This is a genomic window from Streptomyces spinoverrucosus (assembly GCF_006539505.1).
Taxonomy (GTDB): domain Bacteria; phylum Actinomycetota; class Actinomycetes; order Streptomycetales; family Streptomycetaceae; genus Streptomyces; species Streptomyces spinoverrucosus.
In genome coordinates this window covers 290,885-308,096 of record NZ_BJND01000012.1, presented here as the reverse complement: position 1 = coordinate 308,096, position 17,212 = coordinate 290,885, and the positions used below count along the sequence as shown (strand labels likewise).

Below are 17,212 nucleotides of genomic sequence, written 5' to 3'. Positions count from 1 at the left end.
CTCGTGAAAAAGTCTCGAAGACGCGGCAACCCTTTCTCCACCGGTGGCGACCACAAGGCGCAAGAGTCACCACCCAGTTGAGGAAGCGGTACATGACTGCACCAGCACAACAGCGCGTTCGGCACCGGCGCCGCGTCACCCGGCGGCGGGCCGTGATCGGCGGAGTGGCCGCGCTCGCTGTCACCGGCGCGGCGTTCGCGACCACGTCGCTGCTGTCCACCGCCGGCGCTGCGTCCGCCTGGCCGACCGCCAAGGGCACCAAGGCGGTGAGCAGCACCATTTCCGTCTCGGGCACGTACGACGGAGGGTACAAGCGTTTCCACGGCAGTGGCGCGCTGGGCGGGTCCGGCCAGGAGGAGGGCCAGGACCCGATCTTCAAGCTCAAGGACGGCGCGGTCCTGAAGAACGTGATCCTGGGCTCCCCGGCCGCCGATGGCATCCACTGCATGGGCAGCTGCACGCTGCAGAACGTGTGGTGGGAGGACGTCGGCGAGGACGCGGCCACCTTCAAGGGCAAGTCGGCGTCGGCCGTGTACAAGGTGTACGGCGGCGGCGCGAAGAAGGCCGACGACAAGGTCTTCCAGTTCAACGGCGCGGGCAAGCTCGTCGTGACCAAGTTCCAGGTGTCGGGCTTCGGCAAGCTGGTGCGCACCTGCGGCAACTGCTCCACGCAGTACAAGAACCGCTCGGTGATCATCAACGACGTCGATGTCACCGCCCCGGGCACGTCGATCGTCGGGATCAACGCCAACCTCGGCGACACGGCCGCCCTGCGCAAGGTGCGGATCCACGGCGACAGCGGCAAGAAGATCAAGCCGTGTACGCGTTTCCAGGGCAACAACACCGGCGCCGAACCCAAGGCGCTCGGCACGGGCCCGGACGGCGCGCACTGCCGCTACACGGCCTCCGACCTCACCTACAAGTGAGGCTCGACGCCCCCGCCGGTGACGACTGGCGGGGGCGTTCGCCGTTCCCCTTTGGACAGCGACTGGACAGCGACCGAAAGTTTCGGTCCCCTCCTGTCCCTTCCCCACCGATTGACGCCCCGTTCCCCGCCGGTGACACTCCGAAGGCACCGCCAGCCCAACAGAATCCCCCAGACTCCCACAGGATGTGTCATGCGCGCCCGCACGCTCCTGCTTCCCTTCCTGGCCCTGCTCGTCGCCCTGCTCACCGCGCCGCCCGGCACCGCCCTCTCCGGAGCCCCACCCGTGAAACAGCCCAAGTACGCCGGTTATCTCTTCGCCTACTTCACCGGCGAGGGCACCGCCGACGGCGAGCAGATCCGTTACGCCCTCAGCCGCGGCAACGATGCGCTGCACTGGCGGGAGCTGAACGCCGGCAAGCCGGTGCTCACCTCCACCATCGGGGAGAAGGGCCTGCGCGACCCGTTCGTGATCCGCTCCCCCGAGGGCGACAAGTTCTACATGATCGCGACCGACCTGCGCATGTACCGCAACTCCAGCGGCAGCTGGGACCAGGTCCAGCGGCACGGCAGCAAGTCCATCATGGTGTGGGAGTCCACCGACCTGGTCCACTGGACCGACCAGCGCCTGGTGAAGGTGTCCCCCGATAACGCGGGCAACACCTGGGCGCCGGAGGCCTACTGGGACGACTCGCTCGGTGCGTACGTCGTCTTCTGGGCGTCGAAGCTGTACGCCGCCGACGACCCCGACCACACGGGATCGACGTACAACAAGATGCTGTACGCGACGACGAAGGACTTCCGCACCTTCAGCGAGCCGAAGGTCTGGAACGACCCCGGTTACTCGGTGATCGACTCGACCGTCGTCGAGCACAAGGGCACGTACTACCGCTACACCAAGGACGAGCGGGACCCGAGCTCCTCCAGCCCCTGCTCGAAGTTCATCACGGGCGAGAAGTCGCGCACCCTCACCTCGACCTCGTACGACTTCGTCTCCGACTGCATCGGCAAGGGCGCGATGGACCGCGGCGAGGGACCGACGGTCTTCAAGTCCAACACCGAGGAGAAGTGGTACCTGTTCATCGACGAGTACGGCGGCCGCGGCTATCTCCCGTTCGAGACCACCGACCTCGACTCGGGCCGCTGGACACCGTCGACGAACTACCAGCTGCCCGCCAGCCCCCGGCACGGCACGGTCATCCCGGTGACGCAGCAGGAGTACGACCGGCTGCTCGCCGCGTACCCGGTGAGCCCGGCGTCGGTCGTGGACGCGACGGCGAAGGACCAGAAGGGGTACGCGATCGTCACCGAGTCGGCGTCGAAGGTCGTGCTGCCGATGCAGCCCGACGCGGACCTGCGGCGCCTCGCCCCGAAGCTGTCGGTCGGTGAGGGCGCCACGATCAGCCCCCGTTCGGGCACCCGGCGTGACTTCCGCAAGCCGCAGACGTACACGGTGACGGCCGCCGACGGCACGAAGCGCACCTGGACGGTCGAGGCGGTCCGCACCCGCAGCCCGCTCCTGCCCGGCCTGTACGCCGACCCCGACGTCAAGTACATGAACGGCCGTTACTGGATCTACCCGACCACGGACGGCTTCCCCGGCTGGAGCGGCACGCAGTTCAAGGCCTTCTCCTCCCGGGACCTGGTCCACTGGAAGGACCACGGCGTCATCCTCGACCTGGGACCGGACGTCTCCTGGGCCGACAGGAACGCGTGGGCGCCCGCGATCGCGGAACGAGACGGCAAGTACTACTTCTACTTCTGCGCCGAACAGCAGATCGGAGTCGCGGTCGCCGACTCGCCCGCCGGTCCCTTCAAGGACGCCCTCGGCAAACCCCTCGTGCCCAAGGGCCAGTTGAGCGGCCAGATGATCGACCCGTCGGTCTTCACCGACGACGACGGCACGTCGTATCTCTACTGGGGCAACGGCCGCGGCTACGTCGTGCCGCTGAACGACGACATGGTGTCGTACGACCCGGCCGAGGTGCAGGACATCACCCCGGCGAACTTCCGTGAGGGCGCCTTCGTCGTGAAACGACAGGGGACCTACTACTACATGTGGTCCGAGGACGACACCCGCAGCGAGAACTACCACGTGGCCTACGCGACCGGCCCGTCCCCGCTCGGCCCGTGGACCAAGCGCGGCACGATCCTGGAGAAGCGGCCCGAGTACGGCATCCTCGGCACCGGCCACCACTCCGTGGTGAACACGCCCGGCACCGACGACTGGTACATCGTCTACCACCGCTTCGGCCTGAACGGCCCCGGCCGGCCGGGCGGCGACGGCACACACCGCGAGACCACCATCGACCGCATGGAGTTCGCGGCCGACGGGACGATTCTGCCGGTGGTGCCGACGCTGGAGTCGATCAGGCCCGTACGCCGGTAGCAGTCACAGGACGGCGTCGAGCCACGCGAAGACGTCGTCCTGCATCCGGTCCGTGAAGACGTGGCCCAGCTCGGGCCACGTCTTCAGCCGCAACCGCTCCTCGGCGGGGTCCCGGCCGACGTCGTTCGTGAGGCCGAGGCCGAGGCCGCCGACGATCTCGTTCAGGCGGGCACCTGCCCGAAGCGGACGCGCGGGGGCGCGGTGGGCTCGCCGGCCGCCCCGGCGCGTCTCAGCACGCCTCCGGAGGCCGCCAGTCGCCGAGCCAGGTCGCACGGTTCGCGGACTCGGCCTGCTCGTCGGCGAGCTGGGGCCGGTTCTCGGGGACCGTGACGACGGCGCCGGGTCCGGTGTTGCGGTACTCGGCGAAGCGCTGGTCCTGCCAGGGGTGGGCGTCCCGCATGTTGGCATAGGGCGCGACCGCGTCGATGCCCGGGCCCAGCCAGGTGTCGCGCACCGTGAGCATCGGACGGGCGGTGGTGCTGGAGCTGGGCACCCACGGGCGGGCCAGCTTGTAGTAGCCGTCCGGGGCCTCGCTGCTGACGCGGCCGCGCGTCACGAGGTAGCCGTGCGGGTTGGCGGCCTCCGTGGAGGGGGCGAAGACGAAGCCGTACGGGGCGCCGGACAGGTCGGTGCGGTTCAGGGTGCGGAAGTGGCAGTGCTCGAAGACGGCCGTGGCCCGGCCGAAGACGAAGTCGACGTCGCCCTCGACATAGCAGTGCGAGAAGAACTGGCGGGCGAAGACGCTCGCCGCGTTGGAGTCGGCGTACAGGGTGTCCTGGTGGCCGAGGAAACGGCAGTGGTGGAAGGCCGAGCGGTCGCCCTGCACCTTGATGGCGACGGCCTGGGTGCCGGTGATGCCGGGGTGGTCGGCGCGCAAGAAATCGTTGGCGAAGGTGATCCGGTGGGCGGTGAAGCCGTCGCCCCGGACGGTGGTGGTGGCCGAGCCGGTGGTGCCGTAGGTCCCCGAACCGTCGGGCTTGGGCGTGCCGGCCGCGTTGTCGTAGACGATGACGACGTCACGCGGGCCGTCACCGGCGCCGATCCAGGTCATCTCGGTGCGGCGGGTGTCGGCCAGGACGGTCTCGCGGTAGACGCCCGGCGCGATGACCAGGGTCCAGCCGCTGCCGGTCGCGGCGGTCACGGCGGCCTGGACGGAGGTGAAGTCGCCGCGGCCGTGCGGGTCGACATACAGGGTGGTCGGGGTCGGGCGCGCGGCCGGTGAACCGTACCGGCCGAACGGGCCCTGCCGGGCGGCGGCCCGTGCGGGGACCGCCGCGAGGCCGAGCGCGGCGCCCGCTGTGGCGCTCGCCATCAGGAAGCCCCTTCGGGACAGCGGGAGGTGGGGCGAGGGCATGGGAGTGCTCCTTCGATGTGCGGTTCGTGCAGGGTGGGTCGGGGGCTACCTCGCCGTGGGGGGTGTGGCTCCCGAGCGGGCGCACACCCACCGGGGGGGTGCGCCCCGGCCGCTTTTCAGGGGCGCGTCAGCACAGCTTTCCGGCGCCCGCCCGCTGGTCGACGATGCCCGGGACCGCCCGGGGCGAGTCGACCCTGGTGCGCAGGGTCGGCGTCCATCCGGCGCCGGACTGCAGGGTCTCCTCGGGGATCTCCGCGTTGTGCACCGCGATCAGGTCGGTGAGCCTGCCGTTGACGTAGTTGTTCTCGGCGGTCAGCGGGGCCTCCTTCCACTTCTTCAGCGTCCTGGCCGCGCTGACACCCTTCGGCAGCGAGAAGGCGTTGTCCGTGGCGTACAGCCGCGACTCGATGCCGATGCCGAAGGTGTAGCCGTACGACTGGTCCTTGGTCACCACGAAGTGGTTGTTGTACGAGTCGACCTGCCCGAACCGCACGCGTGGCGCCCGCTCCACCAGGCCCTTGAAGCGGTTGTGGTGCAGGGTGACCTTGAGCTTGCCGGCGTCGGTCGCGGCGGCGCTGTCGCTGTTGCCGATCAGCATGGTCTTGTCGTGGTTCTCGAGCGAGTTCCAGGACACGGTGACGTAGTTGGCGCCGCGCACGATGTCGAGCAGCCCGTCGTGCTGCTGGTAGACCTTGCCGAAGTACTTCGGCAGGGAGCTGTCGGGGTAGCGGCCGTCGGTGAGCGTGTTGTGGTCGATCCACACATGGGTGGAGCCGTAGACGACGACGCCGTCGTACTCGGAGTTCCAGGCGCCGGTCTTGTTGTCGTCGGTCGGGTCCCACTGCGGGAAGCAGTCGACCGGGGCCTCGATGGTGAGGTTGCGGATGATGACGTTGTTCACGCCCTTGATCTGGAGGCTGCCGCCGAGGATCCCGGAGTTCCTCCCCACACCCACGATGGTGGTGTTGGCGGGGATGTCCGCCCTGATGCCCTTGGCCTGGTTGGCGGCGGACGCGTCCCGCAGGTCCTCCTGCTCCCCGCTGACCGGGGTGTCGTGGCCCCAGACGGCGGGGTCGTAGGCGGCGAGGTACTTCTGGAAGTCGTACCCCTCGGCCTCGAACGCCTCGCAGCCCTGCGAGACGGCGTCGATCATCCCCTTGACCTTAATGATCTTGGGCGCGGATCCGCCGTCCTTGAGGGCGGCCCGGAATTCCTCCCAGGTGGTGACCGTGTAGACGTGCTCGGCGTCCGCGGCCGACCCACCCGTGGTGCCCGGGCCCTGAGAGGCCCAGCCGTCGTTCGCGGGGAGCACCCCGCGGCCGAGGTCGCGGCCGTCCGCCTGTGCGGTGGTGCCGGTCAGGGACAGCACCAGGGCGGTGCACCCGACGAGCACGGCGGTCCTCATCGTGGCATGCCCATGCCATCTATCTGCGTTCATGATGCGGCTCTCCTTGTCACAGGAAGGGGTGGGTCAGGCGGTGGCCTCGGGCCAGGTGATCCAGGACTCCGGGATGTCGTCGTCCAGTCGGCGCACGTCTCGCGGCGCCAGTACCCGGGTGCGCAGCAGCTCCCGCACCACCAGCCGCGCCACGGCGATCGCGCCGGGCGGGTTGAAGTGCGTGTTGTCCTGCTCGGTCTCGGTCCAGTTGAAGTACTTCTTCGTCTCCTCGACGCCGAGCTCCTGCCACAGCGCGATTGACAGGGCCTGGATGTCGAGCAGCGCCACGCCCTCCTCCTCGGCGAGCGCCCGCATCGCCGCGGGGTACTCGCCGTGGGACGGCCGGGCGTTGCCGTTCGCGTCGAACCTGCGGCGTTCCACGGACGTGGCCAGCACGGGGCGCGCGCCGCGTGCGCGGGCACCGGCGATGTACAACCGCAGGTGGTCCTGGTACGTCGTCCAGGGCTCGGTGTAGCGGGTCGGGTCGGCGGACTTGGCGTCGTTGTGGCCGAACTGGATCAGCAGGAAGTCACCGGGGCGGATGGCCGCGAAGATGGCGTCGAGGCGGCCCTCGTCGACGAAGCTCTTCGAACTACGGCCGTTCACGGCGTGGTTGGCGACCTTCAGGTCGTGGTGGAGGAAGAACGGCAGTGCCATGCCCCAGCCGGTCTCGGGGGCGGCGTCGGCGTACTTCTGGGCGGCGGTGGAGTCGCCGGCGATGTAGATGGTGCGGGTGCGCGGGGGGCCGCCATAGGAGGGGGCGGTGGCGTGCGCGGGGGACGCGGCGGCGACGGGGGCGGCGGCGATGAGCGCCGCAGCGGCGACCTGTCTGCGGGTGAGGGACACGAAGGTGACCTTTCGGGGGAGCGGTGGTTCGGGTTCGTTCGTTCCGACCTCTTGCTTCGGGGTGTGGGGGGGGTGGGGGCCGGCGGCGGGACGCGATCGGTGGCCGCCGCCGGCCCGGTCCGGTGGGGGAAGGGGGATCGGCGGGCCGGCATCAGCCCTTCTGCTGGTTCCACTCCTTCTGGGCCTCGTTGAGCTGCTCGGCCATGTTGTCCAGGAAGTCCTTGGCGCTCATGTCGCCGAGCAGGACCTTCTGGAAGCCGGGCTCGTTGTCGGCCTTGGAAATGGTGTTCCAGTCCGGCAGGTAGTACGGCAGCTGGACGATGGTGGTGGAGCCGTCGTTGAGCGCCTCGGCGGCGAGCTTGGTCGGCTCGGCCTCGGAGATCCAGGCGTCCTTGGCGGCTTCCGTGTTGGACGGGATGGCGCCGGCCGACTCGTTCCACTTGGAGTTGGACTCGTGCGAGGCGGCGAACTCGATGAACTTCCAGGCGGCCTCCTTGTTCTTGGAGCTCTTGAACAGGCCGAGACCGTCGATGGGGTTGGAGACCTGGACGCGCTTGCCGCCGGGACCGGTGGGCTGCGGGATGCCGCGGAACTTGTCGGTGCCGAGCGCCTTCACATGGTCCTGGTAGGAGCCCAGGTTGTGGTTCAGCATCCCGATCGTGCCGGAGTCCCACTGGGAGACCATCTTGGTGAAGTCGTTGTTGAGGTCGGCGGCCGGCGTGTACTTCTTGTACAGGCCGGCGTACTTCTCCAGCGCTTCGACGTTCTTCGGGTCGTTGAGGGTGGTCTTCTCGCCGCCGGCGTCCCAGAAGGACGTGATGCCGGACTGCCCGTACATGGCGTCCAGCGCCTGCGCGATGGAGCCCGCCCCGCCGCGGATGGTGTAACCGAACTCGTTCTTCTTGACGTTGGTCAGCTTCTCGGCGGACTCGTAGAAGCTGTCCCACGTGGTGGGCGCGTCCAGACCCGCCTTCTCGAACAGGTCGGTGCGGTAGTAGAGGGTGCCGTTGTTCGCGGAGGTCGGGATCGTGAACATGTTGTCGTCGGAGCCGCCGGCCACCTTGACCGACTCGACCATGTCCTCGTTGAGCTTGCCGTTGAGGGAGGACTTGGCCAGGCGGTCCTCCAGCGGCTCCAGCGCGTCCTGCGCCGCGATGCCCGCGAGCATGGCCGCGCCGACGCCGCCGACGTCGGGCAGGCCGCCGCCCTGGATGGCGGTGTCGTACTTCGACTGCACATCGGTGGAGGGGATCCCGACGTACTCGACCTCGATGTCCGGGTTCGCCTTCTCGAAGTCGGCGATGATCACCTTCCAGATGTCGGTGCGGACACCGCCGTTGTTGTCCCAGAAGACGATCTTCCCGGTGCCGCTGCCCTCGGCCCCCTCACCGCCCCCGCCGCTGCCGTCGTCGCCGCAGGCGGTGGCGGTCAGGGCGAGCGCGGCCCCCAGTGCGACGGCGGCCGACGTCCGGCGCCTTCCTGTGCTGGTGCTGCGGTTGCTGATCTTCATTGGTCGGCTCTCTTCTTCTTCTGGATCCAACGGAGATGTGCAGGTGTGGGGGTGTCAGTGCCGGTCGTACGGCGCCCAGCCGTCCGCCCCGTTCAGGTAGCGGGCGACGGTGTACGACGGTGCCTCGGCGTCACTCAGCTGCGGCCGGTCCTCAGTCACGGCCGCGCCGGGCCCGGAGTTGCCGTACTCGGCGAACCGTGCGTCCCGCCAGGAGAAGCCGCTCATGTCGGTCCACGGCGAGGCCTTGATCGCGGCGGGCAGCTTCGTGTCCCGGATCAGCACCTGGGCGATGGCGTCCGGCTGGCCGCCCGGGTGCCAGGGCCGCCCCAGGTGGAACGATCCGGCGGGTGCGTCGCTGAGGATCTCCGACCGGGTGATCAGGAACCCGTACGGGTTGTCCTTCCAGGTCGAGGCGGCGGTGATGTAGCCGTTGTTCGTCGTCGATCCCCGGCTCAGCGCCCGGATCACCGACCGCTCGATGACGGTGGTGGCCCGCCCGTAGATGAAGTCGACGTCGCCCTCGATGTACGAGTCGCGGATGTAGACCCGGCTGACGGTGGTCAGCCTGGGGCTGTCGGTCATCAGGGTGTCCTGGTTGCCCAGGAAGGCGGTGTCCTCGAAGACGATCCGGTCGCCGGTCGTCTTCATCGCCAGCGCCTGCTCGCCCCTCAGCTCGTGCGCCGCCTCGTCGAAGTCGTTGCTGAAGGTGAGGTGGCGCGCGGTGACGTCGTTCGCGGCGATCCGTACGGTCGCGCTCCCGGTGGAGCCGCCGTACTCGGCGGGCGTGTCGTAGACGATGACCGTGTCGGAGCGGTGCTGTCCAGTCCCCTGCAGCAGTATCTTCGGCTTGTCCGCGGGAACGACCACCTTCTCGCGGTACGTGCCGGGCGCGACCGCGATGGTCACGGGCACGTCGTTGCCGGCCGGCACGGCGTCCACGGCCGACTGCACGGTCGGGTACGCCCCGGGGACGTGCAGCGTCACCGCGTCGCCGATGCGCTTCTGCGGGCCGGAGAAGCGCTTGACCAGCGCGGGGACGGCCGCGGCCGGGTCGAGGCGGTAGTCGTAGAACGCCCGCGGATCGAAGGCGTCGCCCCAGGCGTCGTGCCGCCCCGTGGTGTTCCTCAGGATCGAGCCGCGCTGCACCAGCTCGGCGGTGGCGTCGGCCTGATAGGGGTGCTGGACACCGTCGTAGTAGCTGTTCTCGATGACCATCTCGGTCCGGCCGCGCGCCCAGCTGCCGTACGTCCACTGCGGATCGCCGTCGGCCACCTGGTTCGAGAAGTAGTTGTTGTACAGATGCGCGTAGGCGCAGTTGTCGGCGGACGGATTGCGCTGTTTCGTTCCCGTGAACCAGTTGTGGTCGATGGTGATCTGGGTGGTGACGTTGTCCGTCCAGCCGATGCCGAACGCCTTGTTGTGGTCGGCGAACTGGTTGTAGGAGACGGTGATGTACTGGCTGTCCTTGCGCACGTCGAGCAGCCCGTCGCCCATGTGCGTGAAGCGGTTGTGGTCGATCCAGACGTGGTGGACGGAGTCCATCTGGATGGCGTCGAAGTCGGTCGTCTTGCCGTCCCAGTCGCCCTCGACGTAGGAGTCCCGGATCGTCAGATTGCGGATGATGACGTTGTGGGTGCCGGGTTTGAGGTGCAGCTCGCCGTGCACGATCTCGCCGGTGTCGCCCACGCCGATGATGGTCTTGTCGGACGCCACCACGATGTCCGAGCCGAAGGGTTCGACGGCGATCGAGCCCTTGACGCGGATGACGTACGGTTGATCGGCCGCCGCGTATCGGGCCAGCGAGGCCTGGTCGGTGACGGTGACGACCTTGCCGCCCGCGCCTCCGGTGGTGCCGCCGGCGAGGGAGGCGAAACCGTGCGGCCGGTCGGTGAAGCGGTCGGCGGTCGTGGTGGCCGGCGTGGTCTGCGCCGTGTCCGCGGCGGGGGCGGCGGCCTTCGCCTCCCCCACCGCCCCCAGGGCCAGGGCGGCGACCAGGCCGAACACGGCGGCCATGGTTCTGCCGGATCCCGGCAAGCGCTTGCTTCGGAGGTGCGTCATTGCGGCTCCCAACAGGCGGGGTGTGATGGGTTACAGGGTTCTGATCCGGAAGTGCGTGAAGGTCGCCGCGCCGGCGTGTCCCTGACCGGCGGGCGCGAGGGCGAACAGGCCGAGCAGGGCACCGACCCAGCGCCACGGGGTGGCGGCGAAGACCTGACCGGAGGGGCGGAAGCCGTCCCCGACGTCGTAGGAGAAGCGGCAGCGCGCCCCGGCGCCGATCTCGATCCGCAGCCGGGCCCGGCCCTCGGGCGCCTCCCGGGGGTGCGCGGCGTCCCGTTCCTGCTCCGCGACCGCCTCGGCGAACCGGTGCACCAGATGCACGGTCCCGTTCGCGCCCCGTTGGAGCCCGATCCAGCCGAACGCGTCCCCGAGGACCGCGAGTCCGGCCCGCGCCCCCGGCTCCTCGCTGTTGAGACACAGGTCGACCTCGACCGTGCACGGGGTGCCGGGCAGCCTCTGCGTGAGCACGTTCGGCAGTGTGCGCAGGTCGTGCGCGTCGGCCGAGCGGAAGCAGGTCAGCCGGAGCCCGTCGCCGGAGTGCTGGGTGGCCCAGCCGTCCTGCGGATTGGCGGTCCACTGCCACTGGCGGCCGAAGCGTCCGCCGGGGAAGTCGTCGTCGGTGGCGGGCGCGGCGGGCGGCTGCGGTGGCAGGTCGGGCCGTTCGTGTACGGCGACGGGGGCGCCCGCGTGACCGAGCACGGGCCAGCCGTCCGCACCCCAGCGCATCGGCTGGAGGTGCACGACCCGGCCGTAGGCGCCGCGCTGCTGGAAGTGCAGGAACCAGTCCTCGCCGGACGGAGTGCGCACCCAGCCGCCCTGGTGCGGCCCGTTGACCTCGGTGTCCTTCTGCTCCAGGACGACCTTCTCCTCGTACGGCCCGAAGAAGCCGCGCGAGCGGAAGGCGCCCTGCCAGCCGGTCTCCACTCCCCCGGCGGGGGCGAAGATCCAGAACCAGCCGTCGTGCCGGTAGAGCTTGGGGCCTTCGAGGGTGAACCAGCCGGGAATGCGGTCGCCGTCGACGATCACCTTGCCGTCGTCGAGGAGTGCGGTGCCGTCGGGGTGCATGCGGTGGCCGGTGAGGCGGTTCTTGATGCCGGAGCGGGACTTGGCCCAGGCGTGGACCAGGTAGGCCTCGCCGGTCTCGTCGTCCCACAGGGGGCAGGGGTCGATCAGGCCCTTGCCCTCCTTCAGGAGGTGGGGGCGGGTCCAGGGGCCCCGGATCGCGGGGGCGTTGATCTGGAAGACGCCCTGGTCGGGGTCGCCCCAGAAGATCCAGAAGCGGTCGTCGTGATACCTCAGCGAGGGTGCCCAGACGCCGCAGTCGTGGCGGGGCCCCGCGAACTCCTTCGCCGGTTCCAGGCGTTGCAGGGCGTGCCCGACCAGGGTCCAGTTGACCAGGTCGCGGGAGTGCAGCAGTGGCAGGCCGGGGGCGCGGCCGAAACTGGAGGCGGTCAGGTAGAAGTCGTCGCCGACGCGCACGACGTCCGGGTCGGACCAGTCGGCGTTGAGGATCGGGTTGCGGTACGTGGCATCGGTCTTCTCGGCGCTCACGGGCTCACCGCCTTCCGGACGAGGGTCGCGGCCTGCTCCCGGTCGAGGCGGCCGTCGGCGACGACGGTGACGATCCGGCGGACGGCGGTCTCGCCGGGCGCGACCGGCAGCCGCTCGTCGTACGCCAGGGACGAGCCGACGCCCGGGTACTCGGCGGTGCGCACGAACCACGGGTCGTGCCTGGTCCGCTCAGTGGCCCCGGCGAAGACGAGCGTCCAGCCGCCCCCGACCAGCGCGAGCCAGTCGGCGCGCCTGCCGTGCACCCCGGCCTCGCCCTCGGTGCCGGGCGTGAAGACGTCCGGGGCCTCGGCCTCCTTGCGGGCCCGCCAGAAGAACCCGCCGTACGCGGCGCCCGGGCGCCCGTTCGTCGCCGGGCTGCCGATCGACAGCCGGCCCTGCGTGACGTTGGTGAGGGAGAAGGTGAAGTCGAGCGCCCAGGCGGTGTCGGTGAGTTCGGTGGCCGCGACCGTGCGGCGCTCGCGCAACAACTCGGCGCCCGCCGCCACCCAGCGCAGCTCCTCGACGAAGCCGTCGGGGTCGCGCAGCTGGAAGGCGCTGTGCCGCTGGGAGCCGTGGTTGTCCAGTTCGGTCGGGCCCTGGTCGCGGACGAAGGTGCGTCCGCCCCAGAAGTTGTGCCCCTCGACGTCGGGAACGGCGACACCGACGCCGAGGTGGTGTGCGTGGTCGGCGGGGCCGAGTTCGGTGACCGCCGTGCCGGCCAGGGTGGTGACGGGGTGCAGATAGGGCCGCGGGGACAGGCGCGCGGGCAGTTCGGGCCGGGTGACGTACCGGCCGACCGGTCGGCCCGCGACGCGCAGGACAGCGGTGTCGTCGCTGGTCATCGGGTGCTCACCTCTTTCCGGCGCGCGGGCGGGAGCGCCCAGGGGGCACCCAGCTCGGAGTACAGGGAGAGGGTGTCTGCGGCGGCCGCGACGAGTCCGTCGATGCCGGGAACGACCCGGCGGTTCTCGCCGGGGATCCGGTGCCAGGCGGTCTCGGGCAGCGGGGCCGGGTCGGGGGCCTGCCGGATCGCCTCGACGACGCTCATGAAGGCGCCCGTCTCGTCCGGGGTGACGAGGAGGTCGGCGCCGGTGGTGAGGTGCGCGACGAGGTTCTCCAGCAGGTCGGTGCGGCCGTACTCGTACTCCTCCGGGCCGTGGGACGCACGCTGGAGCAGCACCCGGTCCTGCTTGTACCAGAAGGTGATCCGGCCGCTGCTGCCGTGCACCAGGACGTACGGCTCGTCCGCGCGCTCGGCGCACAGGGTCACGGCGACGGTGACCGGGTGGCCCTGGGCGGTGGTGATCCGGACGCAGGAGGTGTCGTCGGACTCGATGGCGTTGGCGCGCAGCAGCTCGGTTTCGATGCCGGTGACGTCCTCGGCGCGGGTGCTGCCGCCGAGCGCGAGGCCGGTGGCGACGGCGTGCGCGAGGGGGTTGGTCAGTGCCCCGTCGACCACGTCGGCGCCGTTCAGCCGCCGCTTGCCCGCCCAGGGTGCCCGGCGGAAGTAGTCCTCGTCGCGCACCCAGGCCCCGGCCCCGCCGAGCCCGACCAGCTGGCCGATCGCGCCCCGGTCGACCAGTTCGCGGATGGCGGGCAGGGCGTGCGAGCCCAGCGACTGGAACCCGATCTGGCAGGCGACACCGGCTTCGGCGACCCCGTCGGCCATGCGGCGGTACTCGGCGTAGGAGGGGGCGGGCGGCTTCTCCAGCAGGATGTGCACGCCCCGCTCGGCCGCCGTGAGCGCCAGGTCGGTGTGGGTCGGGATCGGCGTGCAGATCACGGCGATCCGGGCGCCGGTGGACTGCAGCAGGGCACCGAAGTCGGCGGACTGCTCGGGGAGCCGGCCGCCGAACTCCTCCTCGGTCAGCGGGGTCAGCTCGCAGATGCCGACCAGCCGGACCAGGCCCTGGCGCTGCAGGCGGCGGATGTTCTCGACGTGCCAGCGGCCGTGGCCGCGGGCACCGGCGAGGACGACGGGCAGGGGTGTGCTCATGGGATCCTCCCCGCTCCCGCGCCGCGGGCCACCGCCCGGTCGGCCGCCGCGGCGCTGTCGATCGCTGTGTGCAGGGTCGGCGTCCAGCCGACGTCGGCGGTCAGATCGCGCTCGCTGCCCGAGTTGTAGGCGTTGTGGATGGCGAGCAGGTCGACCGGATAGCCGTTGAAGAGGGTGCCGGTCTGGTGCAGGGCGCTGCCGTTCCAGCTCTTGACCAGGTCGGCGGCCTCGACGTGGCCGGGTGTGGTGAAGGCGTTGTTCTCGGCGTAGACGGCGGACTCGGTGCCGATGCCGAGGGAGTAGCGGTAGGGCGCGCCGTCGGGGACGACGTATCGGTTGTTGTAGAGGTGCACCTGGCCGAAGCGGACGCGCGGCGCGCGCTGGACGACCGACTCGAACTCGTTGTGGTGCAGGGTGACCCGGAGTCTGCCCCGGTCACTCGTCGCCGAGTCGCTGTTGCCGATGAGCATGGCCTTGTCGTGGTTGGCGAAGCGGCTCCAGGAGACGGTGACGAGGTCGGATCCGTTGGTGATGTCCAGCAGGCCGTCGTGGCGCAGGTAGTTGCGGCCGAAGTAGGTGGGTTCCTTGTCGTCCGGGTGCCCCTTGTCGGAGACCGTGACGTGGTCGATCCAGACGTGTGTGGCGCCGCGCAGCCAGATGTTGTCGTAGGCCGTCTTCCAGTCGCCGAGGCCGCCGGTGTTGGGCTGCCAGACGGGGAAGCAGTCGTAGGCGTCGCGCAGGTCGAGGTTGCGGATGATGACATTGTCCGCGCCCTTGAGCTGGAGGCTGGCGCCCTTGAGGACCGCCTTGTCGCCGAGCCCGACGAGGGTCGTGTTGGAGCCGACGGTCAGCTCGACGCGTTCGGCCTGCTTCGCCGCCGAGGCCCGGCGGGCCTCCTCCTGCGGGCCGCTGGGCCTGGCCGAGCCCCAGGTGCGGGGGTCATAGGCGGCCAGGTACGTCTTCAGGCTGTAGCCGTCGGTGGCGTAGTCGGCGCAGTTGAGCGGGCGGCCCTGGTCGTCGGTGTTGGCGTCGATCGTGCCCGCGACCTTGATGATCTTCGGGGTGTCGCTGCCGCCGTCCAGGGCGCGGACCAGTTCGGCGCGGTCGGTGACGGTGTACACGTGGTCGTCGTCGGCCGCGGCCCCGCCGGTGGTGCCGGTGCCGTGCGCGGCCCAGCCGTCGTGGGCGGGCAGGGTGTCGCGGCTGATGTCCCGGGCCTCGGCGTGCGCGGGCACGCACAGCAGCCCCAGCAGACCGGCCGCCACGGCGAGGTGACGTGCTCTCATCCCTTCACCGCCCCCGCGCTGAAGCCGGTGATCAGCCACTTCTGGATGAAGGCGAACACGATCACCACGGGCACGGCCGCGATGATGCCGCCGGCGGCGAGGGCGCCGAGGTCGACGCTGTCCGCGCCCATCAGGGTGTTGAGGCCGACCGGGATGGTCTGCTTCTGCTGGTTGTTGAGGAACATCAGGGCGAAAAGGAAGTGGTTCCAGGAGTGCACGAAGGCGAAGGAACCGACGGCGATCAGTCCGGGCCGCAGCAGCGGCAGGACGACGATCCGGAAGGCCTTGAACCGGTTGCAGCCGTCGACCCAGGCGGCCTCTTCCAGGGAGTACGGCACGTTCTTGATGAAGTTGCTGATCAGGATCATCGACAGCGGCAGCTGGAAGACCGTCTCGGCGATGATGACGCTGCCCAGCGAGTTGATCATCTGCAACTCGGCGAAGATCTCGAACAGCGGGACCAGCAGCAGCGCGCCGGGCACGAACTGGGAGCACAGCAGTGCCAGCATGAAGAGCTGCTTGATCCGGAAGTTGAACCGGGCGAGGGCGTAGCCGCCGGCCAGTGCGACCAGGGTCGTCATCACCAGCGTGGCGATGCCGACGAGCACGCTGTTCTGGAAGTAGACGCCGAAGCTGCGCTCCGTCCACACCTTCTCGAAGTGGTCGAAGGTCATCGGCCACGGGACCAGCGAGGTGGAGCCGGCCGGGCGCAGCGAGAACAGCAGGATCCAGTAGAACGGGATCAGAGTGAAGACGAGGTAGATGCCGAGCGGCAGGTAGATCTGCCAGCGGGGCGCCTCGTCCCAGGCGCGGCGGGACGTGCGCACCGGCCGCGGCGGTTCTGGAGCGGCGGGCGCGGGGGCGGGCGCGGCCTTGGCGGCCACCTTGGTGCTCACTTGTTTTCGCCTCCGAACTTGCTCAGCCGCAGATAGACGATCGAGCAGAAGAGCAGGATCACGAACGCGACCGTGGTCAGGGCCGACGCGTAGCCGAAGTTGTGGGACTCGACGCTGGTGCTGGCGACGTACAACGGCAGCGTCGTGGTGACGCCCGCGGGTCCGCCGCCGGTCAGCGTGTAGAGCAGGTCGACGTTGTTGAACTCCCACACCGCGCGCAGCAGCGTGGACAGGATGATGGCGTCCTTCAGGTGTGGCAGGGTGATGTGCCAGAACTGCTTGATCCGGCTGGCCCCGTCGACCTCGGCGGCCTCGTAGAGGTCCTTCGAGACGGACTGGAGGTCGGCGAGGATGAGGATCGCGAAGAAGGGCACACCGCGCCACAGGTCGGCGACGATCGCGGCCCAGAACACCGTCCCGGTGTCCGACAGCCAGCTGGTGCCGTAGGAGCCGATGCCGACGTCGGCGAGGTAACGGGTGATGCCGGTCTGGGAGTTGTACAGCAGCACCCAGATCGCGGAGGTCAGCACGCCGGAGACGGCCCACGGGGAGAAGACCAGGGCGCGTCCCAGGCCCCGGCCGACGAAGGTCTGGTTGACAATGAGGGCCAGCGCGAGGCCGAACAGCAGTTGCAGACCCACCTCGACGAAGACCCATTTGGCGCTGAAGACGAGACTGTCCCAGAACAGCGGGTCGTCGGTGAAGATGCGGACGAAGTTGTCGAGGCCCGCGAACCCGTTCCGCCACGGCTTGGTGGGGTTGTACTCCTGCAGGCTGTAGTAGAAGACGCTGAGCACCGGGTAGGCGATGAACCCCAGCATCAGGACGGCCGCCGGGGCGATCAGCAGGTACGGCAGTCTGCGCGGCGTGGCGGAGGTACGGCGCCGCCTCGGTGGCGCGGGCGGTTTCGCCACGGCTGCGGCTTGGGCCATGACTGTTCTCCGTTCTCGGTTCTCGTGCGGC

13 protein-coding genes are annotated in these 17,212 nt (G+C 69.9%); 2 read left to right on the top strand and 11 right to left on the bottom strand.

Annotated features, from left to right (window positions below):
• The first annotated feature begins 92 nt into the window (after positions 1 to 92).
• Positions 93 to 926, top strand: coding sequence for a pectate lyase (locus tag SSP24_RS09675; RefSeq protein ID WP_141308913.1), 834 nt, complete (start codon positions 93 to 95; stop codon positions 924 to 926).
• A 192-nt stretch (positions 927 to 1,118) separates the two neighbouring features.
• Positions 1,119 to 3,314, top strand: a complete 2,196-nt coding sequence (locus tag SSP24_RS09670) for a glycoside hydrolase family 43 protein (protein ID WP_141308912.1) — start codon at positions 1,119 to 1,121, stop codon at positions 3,312 to 3,314.
• Between the two features lie 229 nt (positions 3,315 to 3,543).
• Here the strand turns inward: SSP24_RS09670 and SSP24_RS09660 are convergent, their stop codons facing one another.
• The 11 genes from SSP24_RS09660 to SSP24_RS09610 form a co-directional block, all read right to left on the bottom strand.
• The gene (locus SSP24_RS09660; protein ID WP_141308908.1) at positions 3,544 to 4,668 is read right to left on the bottom strand and encodes a pectinesterase family protein; all 1,125 of its coding nucleotides are present in this window, start codon (positions 4,666 to 4,668) and stop codon (positions 3,544 to 3,546) included.
• 127 nt (positions 4,669 to 4,795) lie between these two features.
• Entirely contained in the window at positions 4,796 to 6,106 is a 1,311-nt protein-coding gene (locus tag SSP24_RS09655) for a pectate lyase family protein (RefSeq protein WP_141308906.1), read from the bottom strand.
• A gap of 33 nt (positions 6,107 to 6,139) precedes the next feature.
• On the bottom strand, positions 6,140 to 6,952 hold the full coding sequence (locus tag SSP24_RS09650) for a rhamnogalacturonan acetylesterase (RefSeq protein WP_141308904.1): 813 nt from the start codon (positions 6,950 to 6,952) through the stop codon (positions 6,140 to 6,142).
• 151 nt (positions 6,953 to 7,103) lie between these two features.
• Entirely contained in the window at positions 7,104 to 8,462 is a 1,359-nt protein-coding gene (locus SSP24_RS09645) for an ABC transporter substrate-binding protein (protein ID WP_141308902.1), read from the bottom strand.
• A gap of 54 nt (positions 8,463 to 8,516) precedes the next feature.
• Positions 8,517 to 10,520 (bottom strand): pectinesterase family protein, encoded by a 2,004-nt coding sequence (locus SSP24_RS09640; protein WP_141308900.1) that lies wholly within the window; start codon positions 10,518 to 10,520, stop codon positions 8,517 to 8,519.
• Between the two features lie 30 nt (positions 10,521 to 10,550).
• A complete protein-coding gene (locus tag SSP24_RS09635; protein ID WP_141308898.1) occupies positions 10,551 to 12,071 on the bottom strand; it encodes a glycoside hydrolase family 43 protein in 1,521 nt (506 codons plus the stop codon).
• Positions 12,068 to 12,913: a DUF6807 domain-containing protein gene (locus SSP24_RS09630; RefSeq protein WP_141308896.1), complete on the bottom strand. Its 846-nt coding sequence runs from the start codon at positions 12,911 to 12,913 to the stop codon at positions 12,068 to 12,070. The genes SSP24_RS09635 and SSP24_RS09630 overlap by 4 nt, the downstream gene beginning before the upstream one ends.
• Positions 12,910 to 14,067: a Gfo/Idh/MocA family protein gene (locus tag SSP24_RS09625; protein WP_141308894.1), complete on the bottom strand. Its 1,158-nt coding sequence runs from the start codon at positions 14,065 to 14,067 to the stop codon at positions 12,910 to 12,912. The genes SSP24_RS09630 and SSP24_RS09625 overlap by 4 nt, the downstream gene beginning before the upstream one ends.
• On the bottom strand, positions 14,064 to 15,353 hold the full coding sequence (locus SSP24_RS09620) for a pectate lyase family protein (protein ID WP_141308892.1): 1,290 nt from the start codon (positions 15,351 to 15,353) through the stop codon (positions 14,064 to 14,066). The genes SSP24_RS09625 and SSP24_RS09620 overlap by 4 nt, the downstream gene beginning before the upstream one ends.
• Entirely contained in the window at positions 15,350 to 16,249 is a 900-nt protein-coding gene (locus SSP24_RS09615; protein WP_141308890.1) for a carbohydrate ABC transporter permease, read from the bottom strand. Before SSP24_RS09615 ends, SSP24_RS09620 begins: the two co-directional genes overlap by 4 nt.
• A complete protein-coding gene (locus SSP24_RS09610; protein ID WP_141308888.1) occupies positions 16,246 to 17,181 on the bottom strand; it encodes a carbohydrate ABC transporter permease in 936 nt (311 codons plus the stop codon). The genes SSP24_RS09615 and SSP24_RS09610 overlap by 4 nt, the downstream gene beginning before the upstream one ends.
• Positions 17,182 to 17,212 lie beyond the last annotated feature (31 nt).